Origin of the sequence: Mariniflexile sp. TRM1-10 (genome assembly GCF_003425985.1) — a bacterium.
In the GTDB taxonomy this organism is placed as follows: Bacteria; Bacteroidota; Bacteroidia; order Flavobacteriales; family Flavobacteriaceae; genus Mariniflexile.
Genome location: NZ_CP022985.1, coordinates 2,911,720 through 2,932,751 on the forward strand (window position 1 = coordinate 2,911,720; position 21,032 = coordinate 2,932,751).

16 protein-coding genes are annotated in these 21,032 nt (G+C 34.7%); 10 read left to right on the forward strand and 6 right to left on the reverse strand.

Going from position 1 to position 21,032, the window contains the following annotated elements; genetic code table 11:
- Positions 1–149: 149 nt before the first annotated feature.
- From mdxK to CJ739_RS12175, 7 genes are all read left to right on the forward strand, one after another.
- Entirely contained in the window at positions 150–2,459 is a 2,310-nt protein-coding gene (gene mdxK, locus CJ739_RS12145) for a maltose phosphorylase MdxK (protein WP_117175672.1), read from the forward strand.
- A gap of 296 nt (positions 2,460–2,755) precedes the next feature.
- Positions 2,756–4,870: a glycoside hydrolase family 97 protein gene (locus tag CJ739_RS12150; RefSeq protein ID WP_117175674.1), complete on the forward strand. Its 2,115-nt coding sequence runs from the start codon at positions 2,756–2,758 to the stop codon at positions 4,868–4,870.
- Positions 4,871–4,948: 78 nt separating this feature from the next.
- Positions 4,949–6,808, forward strand: a complete 1,860-nt coding sequence (locus CJ739_RS12155) for a glycoside hydrolase family 13 protein (protein WP_117178948.1) — start codon at positions 4,949–4,951, stop codon at positions 6,806–6,808.
- 2 nt (positions 6,809–6,810) lie between these two features.
- Positions 6,811–8,700, forward strand: coding sequence for an alpha-amylase family glycosyl hydrolase (locus tag CJ739_RS12160; protein ID WP_117175677.1), 1,890 nt, complete (start codon positions 6,811–6,813; stop codon positions 8,698–8,700).
- Between the two features lie 216 nt (positions 8,701–8,916).
- Positions 8,917–9,501 carry a YceI family protein gene (locus tag CJ739_RS12165; protein ID WP_117175680.1) on the forward strand — a complete coding sequence of 195 codons (585 nt, stop codon included), beginning with the start codon at positions 8,917–8,919 and terminating at the stop codon, positions 9,499–9,501.
- Positions 9,502–9,542: 41 nt separating this feature from the next.
- A complete protein-coding gene (locus CJ739_RS12170; RefSeq protein WP_117175683.1) occupies positions 9,543–10,811 on the forward strand; it encodes a hypothetical protein in 1,269 nt (422 codons plus the stop codon).
- Positions 10,812–11,149: 338 nt separating this feature from the next.
- Positions 11,150–11,737, forward strand: coding sequence for a YceI family protein (locus CJ739_RS12175; RefSeq protein WP_117175686.1), 588 nt, complete (start codon positions 11,150–11,152; stop codon positions 11,735–11,737).
- Positions 11,738–11,844: 107 nt separating this feature from the next.
- Here CJ739_RS12175 and CJ739_RS12180 read toward each other — a convergent pair whose 3' ends face one another.
- From CJ739_RS12180 to CJ739_RS12200, 5 genes are all read right to left on the reverse strand, one after another.
- Positions 11,845–12,678, reverse strand: coding sequence for a GIN domain-containing protein (locus CJ739_RS12180; protein WP_117175689.1), 834 nt, complete (start codon positions 12,676–12,678; stop codon positions 11,845–11,847).
- 83 nt (positions 12,679–12,761) lie between these two features.
- The gene (locus CJ739_RS12185; protein ID WP_117178950.1) at positions 12,762–13,490 is read right to left on the reverse strand and encodes a head GIN domain-containing protein; all 729 of its coding nucleotides are present in this window, start codon (positions 13,488–13,490) and stop codon (positions 12,762–12,764) included.
- 174 nt (positions 13,491–13,664) lie between these two features.
- Positions 13,665–15,455: a PspC domain-containing protein gene (locus tag CJ739_RS12190; protein ID WP_117175692.1), complete on the reverse strand. Its 1,791-nt coding sequence runs from the start codon at positions 15,453–15,455 to the stop codon at positions 13,665–13,667.
- Position 15,456: 1 nt separating this feature from the next.
- Positions 15,457–15,795: a PadR family transcriptional regulator gene (locus tag CJ739_RS12195; RefSeq protein ID WP_117175695.1), complete on the reverse strand. Its 339-nt coding sequence runs from the start codon at positions 15,793–15,795 to the stop codon at positions 15,457–15,459.
- A gap of 161 nt (positions 15,796–15,956) precedes the next feature.
- A complete protein-coding gene (locus tag CJ739_RS12200; protein ID WP_117175698.1) occupies positions 15,957–16,403 on the reverse strand; it encodes a DUF4870 domain-containing protein in 447 nt (148 codons plus the stop codon).
- A gap of 158 nt (positions 16,404–16,561) precedes the next feature.
- Between CJ739_RS12200 and CJ739_RS12205 the strand changes: the two genes are divergently transcribed.
- The 3 genes from CJ739_RS12205 to CJ739_RS12215 all read left to right on the forward strand — a co-directional run bounded on the left by CJ739_RS12205 (position 16,562) and on the right by CJ739_RS12215 (position 19,694).
- Positions 16,562–17,014 (forward strand): DUF4442 domain-containing protein, encoded by a 453-nt coding sequence (locus CJ739_RS12205; protein WP_117175701.1) that lies wholly within the window; start codon positions 16,562–16,564, stop codon positions 17,012–17,014.
- 275 nt (positions 17,015–17,289) lie between these two features.
- Entirely contained in the window at positions 17,290–18,090 is an 801-nt protein-coding gene (locus tag CJ739_RS12210) for a TIGR00266 family protein (protein WP_117175704.1), read from the forward strand.
- A 296-nt stretch (positions 18,091–18,386) separates the two neighbouring features.
- Positions 18,387–19,694 carry an IS110 family RNA-guided transposase gene (locus tag CJ739_RS12215; RefSeq protein WP_117172209.1) on the forward strand — a complete coding sequence of 436 codons (1,308 nt, stop codon included), beginning with the start codon at positions 18,387–18,389 and terminating at the stop codon, positions 19,692–19,694.
- A gap of 125 nt (positions 19,695–19,819) precedes the next feature.
- Here the strand turns inward: CJ739_RS12215 and CJ739_RS12220 are convergent, their stop codons facing one another.
- Positions 19,820–20,788 carry an IS110 family RNA-guided transposase gene (locus tag CJ739_RS12220; RefSeq protein WP_117175707.1) on the reverse strand — a complete coding sequence of 323 codons (969 nt, stop codon included), beginning with the start codon at positions 20,786–20,788 and terminating at the stop codon, positions 19,820–19,822.
- Between the last annotated feature and the right edge of the window lie 244 nt (positions 20,789–21,032).

A 21,032-nucleotide genomic window follows, 5' to 3' on the forward strand; every position in this document is an offset into this window, starting at 1 on the left:
GCAGTCGAAGACATTGGAAATATTGTTTTAATAGCATTTCGCAAGCTGCGCTTTTATCTTCAAATAAAAATATATTTTCATTTTCGATAGTGCTCAATGTGACATTCTTCAATTTTTGTCATGTACTAATCAGAAAAAATTAAAAAATAATGAATCAAGATTATATCATACCAAGAGATTGGTCAATCATAGAAGAAGGGTTTGACGCCTCTCGCGTTAAGTCCTCAGAAAGTCTTTTCAGTATTGGCAATGGTGCCATGGGGCAGCGTGCCAATTTTGAAGAGCAGTATTCTGGTCATACCTTTCAAGGGAGTTACATCGCAGGTGTTTATTACCCAGATAAAACCAGAGTGGGGTGGTGGAAAAATGGCTATCCAGAATATTTTGCCAAGGTACTTAATGCCCCAAGTTGGATTGGGATCGATGTTATTGTAAATGGAGAGCAACTCGATTTATATACGTGTAAAAAAGTAGAAAACTTTAAGAGGGAACTCAACATGAAAGAAGGTTGGCTGTCCAGAAGTTTTAACGCAACACTTCAAAATAATACGGTCATTCAAGTGGAGGCAAAGCGCTTTTTAAGTTTGGAATTTGACGAACTTGGAGCCATTCAATACTGTGTAAAACCTATAAATAAAGATGCAGAAATTATATTTCAGCCTTATTTAAGTAGTGGTATTACCAATAAGGACACAAATTGGGATGATAAGTTTTGGGATACATTACACGTAAATCACAAAAACCAGCAAGCTTTTATTCAGGCCAAAACCATGAAAACAGATTTCCATACATGCACATTTATGGAATCCCAATTATTTTTAAACGAAAAAGAAGTTGCTTTACAGCCAAGTGTTAAAACCACCGAAACATCCATTTCTTTTAGTTACAAACAGCAAGTAAAAGCAAATGAAACAGTTGCCATTCATAAGTTTGGGGGCTATACAGTAGATAGAAATCATGAAAAAGAAGCATTGATTTCAGCAGCAAAAAACGTATTAAAAACTGCTGTGGATTTAGGGTTTAATGCCCTGTTAGAAACCCAAAAACAGGCTTGGGAAAATATTTGGGACATGGCCGATATTACCATTCAAGGCGATGTAAAGGCACAACAAGGGATCCGTTTTAATATTTTCCAATTAAATCAAACCTATTTAGGTAAAGATTCACGTTTAAATATCGGACCCAAAGGCTTTACAGGTGAAAAATATGGGGGCAGTACCTATTGGGATACCGAAGCCTATTGCATCCCGTTTTACATGGCAACAAAAAACCAGCAGGTGGCAAAAACCTTATTGGAATACCGCTACAATCATTTAGGAAAAGCCATTGAAAATGCAGAAAAGTTAGGCTTTAAAAACGGTGCAGCTTTATACCCTATGGTAACCATGAACGGAGAAGAATGCCATAACGAATGGGAAATTACGTTTGAAGAAATACACAGAAATGGCGCCATTGCTTTTGCTATTTATAACTACCACCGCTACACGGGAGATTACAGTTATATACCAGAAAAAGGCTTAGAGGTTTTAATAGGGATTGCTCGTTTTTGGCAACAGCGTGCTACGTTTTCAACAGACAAAAACAAATATGTTATTTTAGGTGTTACGGGACCTAATGAATACGAAAACAACGTCAATAATAATTTTTATACCAATTATTTAGCACAGTGGTGTATTAATTATACTTTAGAAAACATTAGTAAGATTGAAGCAGAATATCCTTCAGATTATACCCGTATAATGAATAAGGTACGCTTATCTGAAAGTGAATTAATAGATTGGAAAACAGTGGCAGAGACTATGTATTTTCCCTATTCTGAAAAACATCAAGTCTATTTACAGCAAGATGGTTTTTTAGATAAAGAATTAATTACGGTGACCGATTTAGATAAGTCGCATCGTCCCATCAACCAGAAATGGAGTTGGGATAGAATCTTGCGCTCGCCTTATATAAAACAAGCCGATACCTTACAAGGATTCTATTTTTTTGAAGAACATTTTTCTATGGAAGAATTAGAACGTCATTTCGATTTTTACGAGCCATTTACCGTTCATGAAAGTTCGTTATCACCTTGTGTACACAGTATACAAGCGGCTAAGTTAGATAGAATGGAACAAGCTTACACCTTTTATCTAAGAACATCGCGTTTAGATTTAGACGATTATAACCACGAAGTTCACGAAGGATTGCACACAACGTCTATGGCTGGAACTTGGATGAGTATTGTAGAAGGTTTTGGTGGTATGCGTGTTAAAAATAACATGTTGTCATTTACACCAAAAATACCAAAACAATGGGAAGGGTATTCGTTCAAAGTGAATTTTAGAAACCATATTTTGAAAGTAAGTGTGAATCAAAATCAAACAAATTTTGAATTAATAAACGGTGAAGTACTGGAGATCTTAGTGAACAATAAATCTCTAATACTTCAAAAGAAACAATTACAAACATTAAATTAGTGTATCGTTTTATATATAATTTTAAAATTAATAGATGAAATACTCATTTTAGGGTGTACCATCTGACCAAATAAAAACAATAAAAAAATAAACAGATGACACGAGCCTTTAGGCGAACTGGCGTAGCAAATATCCATGACCAAAACTTTACTCACTCAAGGAAATGACTATTTGGGGTTATGGAATAGAGAATAGAAAATAGAAAATAGAGCCAAGAATCAAGAGCCTTTGCAACTTTGAAGCTTTGCCTCTTTGAAACTTTGAAACTTTGAAACTTTGAAAACAAATATAAACAGATGAAATCATTTATGATAACCCTAGCCGTTTTGATTTCGGCATGCAGTCAGCTCAATGCACAAAAATTAAAATCACCTAACGGCGCACTAAGCATGCAGTTTTCACTTGATAGTGATGGCGCACCAACTTATAAACTATCTTATAAAGATAACGCTGTTGTAAAACAAAGCCGTTTAGGTTTGGAACTAAAAGATGATAAAAAATCTTTGGTGAACGATTTTACAATTTCAAATACTGAAACAGCAACTTTTGATGAAACTTGGAAACCTGTTTGGGGTGAAGTGAAAGCCATTCGGAACCATTATAACGAATTAGCGGTTACTTTGACCCAGAATGAAACAGATAGAACCCTGGTGATCCGTTTTCGAATGTTTAACGAAGGTTTAGGATTTCGTTACGAGTTTCCTGCTCAAAAAAACTTAGTATATTTTGTTATAAAAGAGGAGAAAACACAGTTTGCCATGGCGGGAGATCATACCGCATTTTGGATTCCGGGAGATTATGATACGCAAGAATACGATTATACGGAATCTAAACTCTCTGAAATTCGTGGCGCATTTGATAATGCTGTAACAAGTAACGCATCTCAAGAACAGTTTTCCAAAACAGGTGTGCAAACCGCCTTAATGATGAAAACCGATGAAGGTTTATATATAAATATTCATGAAGCGGCATTAATCAATTATTCTTGTATGCATCTAAATTTGGATGATGAAAACATGGTTTTTCAATCTTGGTTAACACCGGATGCCGTTGGCGATAAAGGCTATATGCAAGCACCTTCAAATTCACCTTGGAGAACGATAATGGTAAGTGACGATGCACGGGATATTTTGTCATCAAAAATGACATTAAACTTAAACGATCCTTGTGCCATAGAAGATACTTCTTGGATTAAACCAGTAAAATATATCGGCGTTTGGTGGGAAATGATAACAGGGAAGAGCTCTTGGGCTTATACAGATGAGTTGCCTGCAGTACAACTTGGAGTGACCGATTATACTAAAGTAAAGCCAAACAGTACACACGCAGCAAACAATACCAAGGTGAAATACTATATTGATTTTGCTGCACAACATGGTTTTGATGCTGTTTTAGTTGAAGGTTGGAATGAAGGTTGGGAAGATTGGTTTGGAAAATCTAAAGACTATGTATTCGATTTTGTAACGCCGTATCCAGATTTTGATGTGGAAGCGATTCATGCCTATGCAAAATCTAAAGGCGTTAAAATGATCATGCACCACGAAACGTCCGGATCGGTCCGAAATTATGAACGCCACATGGATCAAGCCTATCAGTTTATGAATGACAACGGTTATGATGCCGTAAAGAGTGGTTACGTTGGCAATATCTTACCAAGAGGCGAACACCATTATAGCCAATGGATTATAAACCATTATCAATATGCTATTGAAAAAGCGGCCGATTATAAAATTATGGTCAATGCACACGAAGCTATTCGCCCTACGGGAATCTGTAGGACCTATCCCAATTTAATAGGAAATGAATCTGCTAGAGGTACCGAATTTCAAGCCTTTGGAGGTTCTAAACCTAATCATGTTACCATCTTGCCATTTACGCGTTTAATTGGTGGTCCTATGGACTATACCCCAGGAATTTTTGAAATGGATATTAGTAAATTAAACCCTAATAATGATTCTCATGTCAATAGCACGCTTGCAAATCAGTTGGCATTATATGTTACCATGTATAGCCCCTTGCAAATGGCGGCCGATTTACCCGAGCATTACGAACAATTTATGGATGCCTTTCAGTTTATAAAAGATGTGGCAATCGATTGGGATGAGAGTGTTTATTTAGAAGCAGAACCAGGTGATTATATTACTGTTGCCCGTAAAGAAAAAGGGAGTAACAATTGGTTTGTTGGCAATGTGAATGGTAATGAAGCCAGAACATCAAACATAACCTTCGATTTTTTAGATAAGGATAAAAAGTATATGGCGACCATTTATGCCGATGCCAAAGATGCGCACTATAAAACCAATCCGCAGGCCTATACCATTAAAACAAAAAAAGTAACTAGTAAATCGAAACTATCGCAAGTGTCTGTTCCAGGTGGTGGTTATGCTATTAGTATTATAGAAGTTAAATAGTCAAATTAAAAAAATAGACTTATGAATTACCATCTAAAAAAGAAACAAAGCGGTAAGCAATTAATTTTTATTGTTTTAATGCTTCTATTTATGGACATGTTAGGACATGCCCAATTAGAACGGGTTGAGCCATTAAATTGGTGGGTTGGCTTTAACAATACCCAATTGCAATTGTTGGTAAAACATCCAAATATTTCTGAAGCAATACCTAGCATATTGTATAAAGGTGTTACTGTTAAAAAAGTTCATAAAGCCGATAGTCCTAATTATTTATTTATCGATTTAGAAATAGATAAAACTACTAAAGCAGGAACATTTGATATCGTATTTAAGTTTAAAAATGGCAATGAAATAAAACAGCCTTACCAATTTAAAGCAAGACCAAAACCCGCAGAAAATTATGTTGGATTTAATAGTTCGGATGCTGTTTATTTAATGACGCCCGACAGGTTTGCAAATGGAGACCCATCTAATGATATAAACCAAAGTTTACTGGAAAAAAACATCGATAGAACCAATGATTATGCAAGGCACGGTGGTGACATTAAAGGCATTACAAATCATTTAGATTATATTGAAGATTTGGGCTTTACGGCTATATGGCCATGCCCATTACTAATTAATGATATGCCTCAAAGCTCATATCATGGTTATGCCATGACTGATTTTTATGAAATAGACCCACGTTTTGGAACACTGACTGACTATATAGAATTATCTCATGCTGCAGAAAAAAAGGGGATTAAATTAATTATGGATCAAGTGGCAAATCATTGTGGTATAGAACATTGGTGGATGAAAGATTTACCTTTTAAAGACTGGGTAAATTATCAAAAAAACTATGAAGATAATAAAGCTAATTGGAATGATAAAGTAACCATTACATCCAATCACAGGCGAACCACAAACCAAGATAGATACGCTTCAAAAAATGACCATAAAGAAATGGTTAATGGTTGGTTTGTTTCTGGAATGCCCGATTTAAACCAACGCAATCCATTTATGGCCACATACATTATTCAAAATAGTATTTGGTGGATAGAAACGGCTGGTTTAGGTGGTATTCGTCAAGATACCTATCCATATCCAGATAAAGATTTTATGAGCCAATGGGCAGGAGCTATTATGAATGAATATCCAAAATTCAGTATTGTCGGTGAAGAATGGAGCACAAACCCACTACTCATTGGTTATTGGCAAAAGGGCGCTGACAACAAGGATGGGTATCAGTCCAATTTAAAATCACCTATGGATTTCGCCATGCAACACCAAATAGTGAATGGGTTGAATGAAAGAGAAAGTTGGGATACCGGCTTAATTAAAATGTATGAAGGGTTGGCAAACGATTTTTATTATGCAACTCCTAAAGACATTATGATTTTTCCAGATAACCATGATATGAGTCGCATTTTTACCCAATTGAAAGAAGATGTAACCAATACCAAAATGGCACTGAGTTACATCTTAACATTACCTAGAATTCCACAAATATATTACGGTACCGAAATTTTAATGAATGATACTGCAAAACCAGGTGATCACGGCTTAATACGTACCGATTTTCCTGGAGGATGGCAAGGAGATGCCGTAAATGCATTTACTGGCGAAGGCTTAAACGATGCCCAAAAGGACATGCAGTCGTTTATGAAAAAAGTGTTGAACTATCGTAAAACCAGCAAAGCCATCCATGATGGAAAAACCATTCATTTTGCACCGTTTATAGGGACTTATTTATTGTTTAGAATTATTGATGGAGAAACAGTTGCTGTAATAATAAATAAAAACGATAGTCCGATAACAATCAATTTGAAACGTTATGATGAAATTGGTTTAAAAGGTAAAACTTTAAAAAATATTGTAACTAACGAAACTTTTGTTTGGAAAGATGACATGGTATTAAACTCAAAAGGAATCACCATTTTATCAACTAAAATTTAATAATGAATCAATCTTTAACTTACATCTCACGTCTTGTTTTTATTGTATTTTTAGGATTACTTGGCTGTAATGGTGAAAAGAAAGCTGATATATCCCAAGAACCATCAGTTTCAGATAACCAAAAGAAGCAAGTGGTTTATCAGGTATTTACACGTTTATTTGGTAATACAAATACAAACAATAAACCTTGGGGCACCATAGAAGAAAATGGTGTGGGTAAGTTTAACGACTTTACAGACAAGGCATTAAAGGAAATTAAGGATTTAGGTGTAACGTATATTTGGTACACAGGTGTACCACACCACGATGTCATTACAGATTATAGTAAATATGGCATTTCTAACGACGACCCCGATGTGGTAAAAGGACGTGCAGGGTCGCCTTACGCCGTAAAAGATTATTACAATGTAAATCCAGATTTAGCTGTAAATGTTGAAAACAGATTGCAAGAGTTTCGAGATTTAATTGGTAGAACCCACACAGCAGGATTAAAAGTGATTATTGATATGGTGCCAAATCATGTAGCCCGAAATTACCAAGGTTTAACCAACCCAAAAGGGGTGGATGATTTTGGTGCTTCAGACGATAAATCGAAGGTTTATCATGTAAATAACAACTTTTATTACAATCCGAATGACGCTTTTAAAGTGCCAGTATGGGAACAAGGTTATACACCTTTAGGGGATGAAAAACATCCGTTAGAAGATCATGCATTTTATGAAAATCCTGCAAAATGGACAGGTAATGGTTCGCGATTAGCTCAACCCAATCCAAACGATTGGTACGAAACCGTTAAAATTAATTACGGTGTTTCGCCAGAAGGCAAAAAAGACTTTGACGAATTACCAGCAGGTTTTGAAAATAAGGATTATAAAAAGCATGTTGAATTTTGGAAAGATAAAACGGTTCCAAATTCTTGGAAAAAATTCAGGGATATTGCACTGTATTGGATAGATTTTGGTGTCGATGGTTTCCGTTACGACATGGCAGAAATGGTGCCTGTTGAGTTTTGGAGCTATATGAATTCCAGTATCAAAATGAAAAACCCAAACGCTTTTTTAATGGCAGAAGTGTACAACCCAAGTTTATACAGAGATTACATTAAAAAAGGAAAAATGGATTATTTGTATGATAAAGTACAGTTGTATGACACCATAAAACATATTATGCAAGGTTATGGAAAAACCGATCATATTCCGGCTATTCAAAATGAATTAAAAGATATTGAGCATCACATGTTGCACTTTTTAGAGAACCATGACGAGCAGCGTATTGCAAGTCCCGAATTTGCGGGAAGTGCAGAAAAAGGAAAACCGGCCATGGTGGTTTCTGCTACAATAAGCACTTCGCCAACTATGGTCTATTTTGGACAGGAATTGGGCGAGCCAGGTGCCGAAAATGCCGGTTTTGGGCAGCCTTCCAGAACGTCTATTTTTGATTATATTGGAGTGCCCCATTTACAGCGTTGGGTTAATAACAAACAGTTTGACGGCGGACAATCAACCGAAGCCGAAAAATCATTGCGGGATTTTTACAAACGCCTGTTAAATTTCACGATTAATAGTTCGGCATTAACGGGAAACTATCGAGATATTCATCTATTCAATAGAAAAAATACTGAAGATTATAGTGATAAGGTATTGTCTTTTATACGTTGGAGTCCTGATGAAAAATTAATCATTGTTTCAAATTTTGATGCCGATAACAGTCAGGAATTCCAATTAAAAATACCTCAGGATATTATTAAAGCATGGGATTTAGTAGATGGAAATTATAAAGTTAAGGACGAATTATATAAAGCGTTTTCGTCCGCTATTGTAGTTAAAAATGGTGTTGGAAGCATCAAAATAAAATTGGAAAGCTTAGAATCTTTTATTTTAAAAGTATATTAAATAGTATAACAGTCAGTTGTTTATGTGATTTTTTCAGAACGAGATACCAGTTTAAAAAAAGAGGACTTCAAAAAAAATGAAGTCCTCTTTTTTTTGTTAAAAATTGGAGATGTTATAACAGTTAGACAGTCTCTTAAACTTCGATATGACAAAAATCATATTTTAATACTTGGTTTCGGATGAACTTTGTACCATAATTAAAAAACAATAGAACTTATGAATTCAAATAAAAAAACATACAAAAGAGTTTTAAGCTTGATGGCTCTTTTTATTTTAACATGTCATTTAATTCAAGCGCAACAATTCAATTTAATAAACAAAGAATCTTCATTAACCGTTTTAGGAACTTCAAGTTTACATGATTGGCACATTACTGCCGAACAACAAAGCGGAAAAATAATTTTTAAAAACCTTGAAACAGGCGATGTTGATAAATGCACAGTTGATATAGCTGTAGAAAGCTTAAAAAGTGGCAAATCTTCTATGGATAAAAATACTTATAAAGCTTTAAACTCAAGTTCTTATAAAACAATTTCTTTTCAATTGATCGAGGTTAAAGAAACTTTAAACAAAGGAAACGGCAAGTTTACAGTAAAAGCAGATGGCGACTTAACCATTTCGGGTGTTAAGAAACGCATTCCTTTAGAGTTTACTTTAAACATTGTGGGAAATAAAATAACGCTTACTGGTGAAAAAAAAATTAAGATGACCGACTTTAAGATTGATCCACCAAAGGCATTATTAGGTACCATAACAACAGGCGATGATATAACAATCAAATTTTCAACCATATTTAAATAAACCAAACAATTTAATAAACCAAACAACAAAAATTAAAAATTATGAAAACAATATTAAAAAAATCAATATTATTAGGAATCATATTAATAGGATTCAGTTTTTATGCTCAAAATAGACACTTGGATAATTTTAAACCACAAGATCAAGATGGGATAGGTGTTTTTGAAGTACAAAAAGATACCGTGTCAACCTTTGATGGCGTGAAAGTTAGAGTAGGAGGTGCTTCTACACTCCAATTCCAAGCTTTGGATAATGAAAACTCTGGAGCCGTTCCATTAGGGAAAATAGGAAGTAACTTTAACTTAGCTACTGCCAATTTAGATTTAGACGTGGCACTTTATGATGGTGTAAGAATGCATTTAAGAACGTATTTATCTTCAAGACATCACCCAGAACCTTATGTTAAAGGGGGCTATTTTCAAATTGATAAATTAGATTTTATTAGTGAAGGGTTTTTAGAAGATTTCATGAGCCATGCTACCATTAAAATTGGTCATATGGAAAATAATTATGGTGACGCCCACTTTAGAAGAAGTGATAACGCCCAAACGCTTTTCAATCCGTTTGTAGGAAACCTGATTATGGATTCATTTACAACTGAAGTTGGAGCTGAATTACTTTACCAATGTGATAGTGGCTTTTTAGGAATGGTAGGTTTCTCTAATGGTAAATTAAATCAAAGCGTTAAAGAGTCTAATGGTACGACTGGAGGCGCAGCTTTCTTAGCAAAAGTAGGTTACGATAAACAAATTGCCGATGATTTCAGATTTAGATTAACTGGGTCTTTATATAACACAGGGTACGCACCATCTGTATATTTATATACTGCAGATAGAGCTGGTTCTAGATATTATAGTGTTATGCTACCTGCAACAGCTACTAGCGATAACTTTAGATCAGGACGTTTCGATCCAGGGTTTAAAAACAAAATCACTGCTATAATGATCAACCCATTCATAAAGTATGGTGGTTTGGAAATGTTTGGAACTGTTGAGTTAACTTCTGGAAGATCTTTAACTGAAGCTGATAGAAGAAAAGCAACACAATACGCTGGTGAACTTATCTATAGATTTGGTAACAGTGAAAACTTCTACTTAGGTGGTCGATACAATACAGTAAGTGCTGAATTGGCAAGTGGTGATGATATAAATATTGATAGATTCCAATTAGGTGCTGGCTGGTTTATGACCAAAAATGTCTTAATGAAAGCTGAGTATGTTGTTCAAAAATATAAAGATTATCCAACAGGGGACCTTTTAGAGGATGGCAAGTTTAATGGTCTTATGTTAGAAGCAGCTATAAGTTTCTAAGTGTTTCATAATTAAGTGCAACAAGTCTCAAGAGTACAAAGTCAAAATTATTTACAAAAATATTTTTAAATTGGCATTTACTTTGAGACTTGTTTTTATATCATTGGTTTTGATTAAAGACTCAAGACCGCTTTGCTGAAAGAATAAAGAATAAAGAATATAGAAAAATAGATAAAATTGTAATGCGTTGATATTCAAATATATATTTACATTTCTATTTTAATAATCGCTAAGCAACTAATTATTACAAAAAGCGAGCGCAAAAGGGCAATTTTTAGCCAATTGTTAAAAGTTTAAACAAGTTTATAATAAGGTTCCAGAAATTAAGTTTTAATGTTATGATTATCAAGAGGATTATATTTTTAATCTCTATAGTGACCGCATTGGCTTTTACAACTAGAGATTCAACAATTAAAAGTACATCGGTTATTATAACTACTGAGAGTTCTTTGGTAGTTAGAGGAACAACCAATGTTAATACCTTTTCTTGTGTATTTAATATTAATAAATTTAAAAATCCCATTCACGTAAACTATTGTGTTGAAGGTGCTAAAATGGTTTTCAAAAAAACTGCTTTAGTTTTAGATAATAATTGTTTTGATTGTGGGGGTAAGGGAATAAATAGTGATTTTCAAAAAATTTTAAAAACAGATAAGTATCCTCAAATAACATTGTTTCTAAAGGAGATTACGCCATTAGAAAACACATTGGATGTTCAAGCATCCATAAATATAGAAATTGCAGGGATTGTTAAAGCCTATAAAATTCCTGTAAAAGTCAAAAAAAATAATGACATGCTTATCACGGGAGACTTGGCAATAAGCTTGGACGATTATGGCTTAGAAGCACCAAAAAAAATGTTCGGGCTTATTTCTGTAGATGATACAATTGAAATTTTTTTTCAATTAGCAGTTCGAGAAAAATAGTTTAGGTTGGGCTAGTTCGGATTCAAATTTTTTAAAGGAATGATGTTAAATATAATATCATTCTTTTTTGTTTTTTGGATTGTCCGTAATGAACTCATCTTGACTTTTTATTTTTCCTTTTTTTGAAGCTTAGAAGTATCACTAAGTTTATTTACTATAATTTTTGGGTTGCCATATAGGTACACGCTACTACTACCCGAAGCATCTATGGTTACTGTATCGGTTACTTCCAAATAGGCATCGCTGGATATTTCATTTAACGTGCTACAGATATGGGCAGTAAAATTTTTACCATTAAATTGTGAGTAATTATCGGTTCTTAGCCTAAATTCATTGGTTTCTCCTTCAATTGTTGCGTGAGCACGTTGGTATAAATCTATGTTTGTAATTGGTGAATAAATTAATGCCTCTAATTTACTGTTATCAGATAATGACAGTTTAGCGTTTTCGCAGGTTAAATTAAGTCTTACTTTGGACTTACCTTGGCATTGAAACTCAAAATCGGTCGTTTTTATAGTTAATCCTGCTCTTGATGCCCCTTCCGTTATAAGTATAGCGTTAGCCAAATTCATGGTTGTTAATGATAGAATTTCACCAGAATCGGTGACTTTAATAGTGTTTAAACTATCATCGTGATTCACAGTAATATTCAAGCGTTTTTTTGTGACTATTCTTGTCGTTTTATTAAAGGATAAAACACCGTTAACAACATCAAACTTTATAAATTCATGTAGGTTTTCATCGGTTTCAATAGTTACGGAAGGCACCTTGTTATAAATGATTTCAATGTCAAAATCTTCATCAACTATAATAGTGTGAAACGGATTGATTTCGGTTTGTATAATGGTAACAATTTTATTTCCTCTTACTTTTTCAGGATTTTGTGCCGCGGTAGCGAAACAAAACAGCAAAACAAGGGTGGTAATATATGGTTTAATCATTGATTTGAAGAAAGTTGTTGCGTAACAAATATAAGCAAAACCACCTTAAACTTTATTTTTTAGCTTAAGATGGTTTTAAGATTTTATTGTTTCGTTATACTACCAGAAACACTATCGGTTTTAGTTACTTTTTCAGGATTTCCCAAATAGGTAATATGGCCTCCACTGCTTGCTTTCGCTGTTAATTCTTTTGAAGTGTTTACCGTAATATTGGCTCCACTTGAGGCTTTTGCATAACTGGATTGGGCTTCCATATCTTTAGCTTTTATAGTGCTGCCGCTTGAGGCTTCGGCAGTAAGCTTAATGGTTTTTCCAGATAGTTTTAAACTGCTACCACTGGAAGATTTACAGTTTAGATTGGCGGCGTTAATACTTAAATCGACATTACTGCCACTGCTAGTTTCTAAATCTAAATGTTTTATAGCAAGGGTGTTTGTGGATTTTACATTGCTGCCACTTGTAGCTTTAATGTTGGAAATAGTTTTAAAGCTTACCAATACTTTTTTTGAGGTGCATTTGCCTATATTTTTTTTGGTGTGAATTTTCAAAACATTATCGACAACTTCGGTTATAATAATGTCCTGTAGATTTTCATCGGCTTCAACGCTGATGTCTTCGTTGTCGCTTTGTGTTACATATACATTTAAACCTTCGGTAGCTTTTATGGCACTAAAAGGTTGGTTAATGTTTCTTTTTTTAATGGTTACATTACCGTTTCCTTCAATGCCTGAGTTTATGTTTATATCAAAATTGCAAGAAAATAAACTTAAACTAATGAGGGTAGCTACTATAATTTTTGCTAAAGTTGTCATAATTGTTCGTTTTTTGATTGATGGTTTTATTTCAGTATGTATGCTGAACATGTTTCAGTATGTATGCTGAATTTATTTCAGTATGATTGATGGTTTTATTATTCAAATATCTAGTTTTTTGTTATTGATTAGTAACTTAAATATCTGAACTGTTGTTTTTTAATGATGAATTGTTTAGTTTTCTGATTTAACACTAACGCCTTCCGAATTAATATTTACCTTAACGTCTTCCGATTCGGCATTAATGCCTTTGTTGTCAATTTTTAAACTGCTTTTGTCGCCCTTAATTTCAATACCACTTTCATCAATTTTCACGTTGGGCGTATCCACGTCTATTTCAAATTCATCATCACAATCATTACATACTAGACCGTCTTCAGTAATATTTAAGTATTGATTTACATAATTTGAATCTATGTCATAGCTTAAATAGCGTCTGGTATTGTTACTGAATTTCACCACGGAACCTTCTGGTAAATAAAGAATCACAACGATCTCTTGGTCACTGAATCTGTTTTTTGCATCCGTTGATAAATAAGAATCCAATTCGAGCATATTTCCTTTTAAAACGTAATTATAATGTATGTTTTTAGCACGTTCTATGGCTTTGTCATAATTTCTGCCATCGGCACTTTTTTCTATACTAATCGTGGCTAAAGAATCGGTTGTAGATTTAACAGTGATGCTAATATCTGAATTGTAAATAGTTTTTTCACCGTTTTCATTATTTGCTACTTTAAACGAATCGTGCCTGTGGTGGCGGTTTCTTAATAAATCATTTTCAGCCATTTTAATTTCTAAGGTATCATTGGCAGTAATAAAAAGCGCTTGTTTTTCTATAACATGCTCGTTAAATGCATGTTCGCTTGCTTCTCTTAACCCAATGACTATTAATCCGATGATTGAGAATAACCACAAGCCTAAAAGGGTGAATTTTGCAATGTTTCCAATAGATTTTAAGTTGTTCACAAGAATTTTCAAACCTAAATAGAAAAGGAAAAAGAAAGGAATTCCGATAGCGAAAAAGGCTAATAAAGAAGCCAACCAAACCGGTGAGTTTCCTGCAATGGCAATATTTACAAAATCCATTCCTGGTATGTGTACAATATCGGCAACGCCTAATGAAAGCCAACTAATTATTAATGATATTAGGGCAAAGGCACCCACTAATATTAAGATGATTCCTATAAACTTTGCAAATATTTTAAGGAAAAACATGATGACATCTGCTAACGTGTCAAAAAATGATTTTGAGTTCGATTTAATTCTGCTTCCTTGCTTTTGAAGATCGACTTTTTTTGCTGCGTCCGATACATTCTTAGCAGCACCAGAAACAGAGTCTGTGACATTTTTAGCGACGTCCGATACCGTTTCTGAAACAGTATCAAAACCATCTTTAATTTTTTTTTCTATGTTGCTAATGTTTACAGGTTCGCCTGTCATCATTATTTTTTCGGCAGTTGTTTTAGCTTCGGGAACTAAAATCCAGAACAGAATATAAATAAGTATGAAAGTACCACCCGAACCAATGGTGAGCAAAATCCAAAGTAAACGTACCCATACGGCGTCAATACCTAAGTAATGCCCCAGTCCTGAAGCAACACCGCCAATATATGAGTTGTCGGTATCTCTAAATAGTTTTTTTGAACTTGATGATTTTCTTTGATACGATGGTTGTGGTTCGTCCTCGAAAATTTCATCATCAACCAAATAATCTTCTGGTTGCCCCATGATGGATATAACTTCATCAACTTCCTTAATGCGAATGACTTGTTTATCGTTTTGAACGCGTTCACTAAAAAGTTCGGCGATACGTGCTTCGATATCTGCAATAATTTCAGTACGACCTTGAGAGTCTGTAAATGAACGTTTTATAGCCTCAAGATAGCGTTGCAGTTTTAAGTACGCATCTTCATCAATGTGGAAGAATGTACCTGCTAAATTTATGTTGACTGTTTTATTCATTTTAATGTTGTTTTTTTTGAATGGTTACTAGGTTCACAGCGTTTTGTAATTCGCTCCACGTGGTGTTTAATTCCTTTAAAAATAATTTGCCAGTTTCGGTCAGTCCGTAATATTTTCTTGGTGGTCCAGAAGTAGACTCTTCCCAACGGTAATTAAGAAGTCCGGCATTTTTCAATCGTGTAAGTAGTGGGTAAATGGTACCTTCCACTACGAGCAGTTTAGCGTCTTTTAAGGTATCTAAAATTTCTGCTACATAAGCATCGTCGTCTTTTAAGACCGATAGTATGCAGAATTCCAAAACCCCTTTGCGCATTTGTGCTTTTGTGTTTTCTATTTTCATAAGTCCTTTAATATTGTTTTTTTAAAGTCTTCTGCAGTGCGCATTCGAGACATTTAAATTGATTGATGATTTTACCCATGCTTGCGTCATGTTCTAAAACATTTTGATAATGTGAAACTGTTCATTTTTTGATTGATTTGATGATGATTTATTGATGAAATTTATTTTAAGAAATTGATTGTTAGTGGGTATTTATAATATGCGCCATCTCGTGCTTTTAAACTTGCTATAACTATTAAAACAAGTTCAATAATAAAACCTATAATAGCCAAAACACCTAAGCCACCACCAATATATAAAAGAGGGGAAGGCTTGCCGATGTTGATATGAAAATCGTGAAAACCATGAAAGTCTATAAAGTCTAAACCACTAAACATTTTAAATATGAAAAATGGAACCGTTATAGCACCAAGGATAATGGCATAAAGCAAAATACTTACTTGAAAATTAATGGCTTGTTTTCCATGGGCATCTATAAATTCAGACTTCTCTTTATTGGCAACCCATAATATTATAGGTCCGATAAAATTTCCAAACGGAATAATAAACCTACTAAAGGTTGATAAATGAATGAATGTGGCGATGTTTTTTTGGTGGTTATCTAACATGATTTAAAAGCATATAATAGTTTCTTATGCAAATATATGTCTTTAAACAGGTATTATGTTACGCATAGTACTGATAATTAACATAAATTTAACATTTATAGGAATGGATTATTTTCATAACTTAGTGAAAAATTCAGACGGTCTCTAAATCATTACATATGAATATAACTCCCAGAAAACTAAATGTTTTCACTTTGTTTAAGCTGCCTTCAGCCTTTTTTTGTGGTGTTCGCACACAGTATATAGATGCTGAAAAATGCATTGTTAGAGTCACCCATCGATGGATAAACCAAAATCCTTTTAAGTCCATGTTTTGGGCGGTACAAGGTATGGCGGCAGAGTTTTCAACTGGGGCTTTAATGATGGCGAAAATTAAAGAATCTGGAAAACAGGTTTCCATGTTAGTAACATCAAATTCGGCAACATTTTCAAAAAAAGCAACGGGTAAAATTACCTTTACTTGTAACGATGGAAGTTTAATAGATGAAGCATTACAAAAAACAATTGAAACAGGCGAGGGACAAACCGTTCGTATGAAATCTGTTGGGATCAATGAAGAAGGTGTTGAGGTTTCTGCCTTTGTTTTTGAATGGAGTGTGAAGGTTAGGTAGTTAGATGGTTAGACTGGTTAGACTGGTTAGATTGTTAGACTGGTTAGATTGTTAGACGGTTAGAAAGTTAGACGGTTAGAAAGAAGTTTTTAAACGACAAGACGCACCTTTCACCTTTCACCTTTTCACGTTTTACCAAACCCAGCACCCAACACCCATCACCCAGAACCTAGTGTCCAGCACCCAACACCCAGCTATATGTAACATTATGAGTGTTTTTAAGACATACAAATTAACGAATCAATAAATCAACAAATTAACAAATCAAAAATAACATGACAGCACACGAAATTGACTATAGAATCTACGGCGAAGAAATGCAATATGTAGAAATAGAACTCGACCCGCAAGAAGGGGTGATTGCCGAAGCAGGTAGTTTTATGATGATGGACGATGGCATTAAAATGGAGACTATTTTTGGTGATGGGTCTCAAAACGATTCTGGATTTTTAGGAAAAATTTTAGGCGCGGGAAAACGCATACTAACAGGTGAAAGTTTGTTTATGACGGCTTTCTATAATAATTTAACGGGAAAACGAAATGTAAGTTTTGCATCGCCATATCCCGGAAAAATCATTCCTATTGATTTAACAGAGTTTAGAGGCAAGTTTATTTGCCAAAAAGATGCGTTTTTATGCGCAGCTAAAGGTGTGAGCGTTGGAATAGAATTCAGTAAAAGATTAGGTCGCGGACTTTTTGGTGGCGAGGGTTTCATCATGCAAAAGCTAGAAGGTGATGGTATGGCGTTTGTACATGCAGGCGGTACTATGGCAAAAAAGGTATTGCAACGTGGGGAAATCTTGCGTGTGGATACGGGTTGTATTGTCGGGTTTACCCAAGATATCGATTATGATATTGAATTTGTGGGTGGTATTAAAAACACCATTTTTGGTGGTGAAGGGTTGTTTTTTGCCAAATTGCAAGGTCCCGGAATTGTTTATATCCAATCCTTGCCATTTAGCAGATTAGCTGGTCGCGTATTGGCATCGGCACCTCAAGGTGGTGGCAAAGATAAAGGCGAAGGGAGTATTTTAGGTGGTTTGGGTAATATTTTAGATGGCGATAATAGATTTTAAAAGGTCTTGTTCTTAAACAATTTAACAAGGCTGTCTAAAAAGTCCTTTACATTTAATTTGTCAGGTTGAGACTTTTGTTAAAGTTTTTAACTAGCGAATGCGATGACGTATTTTGTGCAAGTTTAACAAAAAGTCACAATATTTCCGAGGCACAGCGTAGTGTTTATATACCTGTGGTTGAGTATGGTTTTCAGAAAATAGGGGTAGCGATTATGGTGCTTATTTATAATAATGCCCGAATGGTAGTCTAGCAAGCATAAAAATTTTCTGGGTGTGATTTTAAAAAATAATGTAGGATGAAAAAAATCAGGAAAAACGCAGGAGGGATCGATATCGGAGCCAAAAAAATCTTCATAGGTCTTGAAGATAAGGAGGTTCGCAGTTTTGATACCTTCACATCAGATCTGGAACAGGCGGTATCTTACTTAGAGGAAAACAATGTAACCTCAGTGGCCATGGAAGCCACGGGAGTGTATTGGGTCATCCTCTATGATATATTGAAGGCAAGAGGCATCGATGTATGGTTGGTGGATGGCAGGAGCACAAAACAAGTTCCAGGCAGAAAGACCGATGTAAAGGACTGTCAATGGATACAGCAATTGCACAGCTATGGTTTGTTGAACCGTTGTTTTGTTGCAGATGAACTGGTACATGAACTAAGGAGCTATCAACGCCTGCGCGAAGATCACATCCGTAGTGCTGCTATGCATATTAACCATATGCAAAAAGCACTGACCCTGATGAACGTTCGGCTAAAAGAAGTTCTGGACCAAGTTCACGGGGTAAGTGGATTGAAAATAATCAGGGCGATCTTAAAGGGCGAAAGGGATCCCGGGGTTTTGGTAAAGCTATGCCATGGGAGTGTGTTGAAAACAAAAAAGGAACTGATCCTTAAATCCTTGAAAGGGCACTACAATGAAGCAGGGCTATTTGCTTTGGGCCAAGCAGTGGTGTGCTATGATTTTTATCAACAACAAATTGCCGGTTGTGATCTGAAAATGGAAGAAGTCCTTAAAAAGATGGGGGCAAACCGGCCTAAAGTATCAAATAAGGCAACTCCACGAAAAAACGTGAGGCACCACAAACCAAATATAGAAGGAATGGACCGTTATCTATTGCAAATATTTGAAGGCAAAGATGCTACGGTCCTACCCGGTATAACAGATTATAATTGGATGCAGCTCCTATCGGAAATAGGGACTGATTTACATAAATGGAAAACAGAAAAGCATTTTACTTCCTGGTTGGGACTGGCGCCAAAACAGCACCATTCGGGCAAGATGAAAAAAAACTATAAGGCTAAAGGACAACCAAAGGCCGGCCTGATATTTAAGCAAGCGGCCACGAGCCTGCTCAACAGCAAGAAAATTGCATTGGGTGCTTTTGGCAGAAAGATAAGGGCAAAGAAAGGGGCATCACCGGCAATAAAGGCAATGGCAAGAAAACTGGCAGAGCTCTATTGGAAGCTATTTGTTAAAGGACTGTCATATGTAGAGAAGGGAATCAAAGATTATGAGGAGAAGATCTTGTTTAATAAACAAAAGAACATTATGAAAATGGCAAGAGAACTTGGTTTGTCAATTAGCTATAAAACAGCGGTTTAGCAAATACGTCAATGGTAGCTTGTCGAAACCGATATTGATTACCAGTAAGTTAAAATATTTCGACAAAGCCTGTGCTGAGCTTGTCGAAGTGCTCAATATGAACTGTGTTTATTTCCAAATTTATTTTAGTTAATTTTTACTGAATAATATTCTTTTTTTGTTGCAATAGCAAAAGCTTGTTTTAATAGTTTGTTTACAACTGCAATTAATGCAAGCTTTTTTGATTTCCCTTTTTCTACTAACCTGTCATATAATTCTTTACAGGTTTTGTTACATTTTTTTGCTGACCATGCACAAACATACAGCATAGCTCTTATTTTACTCATTCCCATTTTACAAATTTTCGATCTACCCTTTACACTTGTTCCAGATTCAAATATTCTTGGTGATATTCCAACATAAGAAGCAAGTTGTTTATGATTCTTAAACTTGCTAAATCCTCCTGATATTACAATCAAAAACAAAGATGTTTTAGCTCCCATTCCTGGAATGCTTTTTAGTTGATTAAACATTTCTTGATGATGGGTTTTTATTATTAACTCCATTCTTTTTTCAATTTGTTTAATCTCTTGTTCTATTGTTTCTAAAACAGAATTAATACTTTTTTCAAGGGTTTTACTTTTTATAGGGTTTTGATTAAAAGCTTCTCTTTGAACTATATATCCTGTTCTATTTTTATTCAATTGTTCTAGATATGCCTGCATTTGCTTAAGCTCTAAAACATAATCTGCTTCTGGTTGCCAGAGATTTGGTCGTTCGGTTTTTCCATATTCTGCAATTAGCATAGCATCTTTTCTATCTGTTTTTGCCCGACTCATTCGCATTTGAGAAAACCTCCTGACTATCAATGGATTTACAACACAAACACCAATCCCACTCTCTGATAAAAAAGTAGCTAACTTTAGATAGTATGGACCGCTAGCTTCCATTATGCAAATAGATTCTGATGCATTTAAAAGTTCTGAAAACAAAATAAAACCTTCATGATTATTAGCAAATTTAAAATACTTATACTTGCTTTCAGAATTACAAATAGCAACATCAAAAGTTAATTTTGAAATATCAATTCCAACATAATTTTTGCTTTTTTTCATACATTTGCTTTTAAGGAAATTAAAGTAAACGGAAGAAATCTGCTTGAGACTTATCAATCCTAAATACGGTCTTTATGACCAATGAACTGTCCAAGTTCAAAAGCAGAGAGAGAAAGGAACTAGCATATTGAACAGTCTTAATTGACCAATGACAAGATTTAGCTTTTATCTTTCTCTTTCTTCTGTTGAAATAAATTTATAAAATATTAAAAGAACTTCCTTTTGCAAACATAGGATGACATAG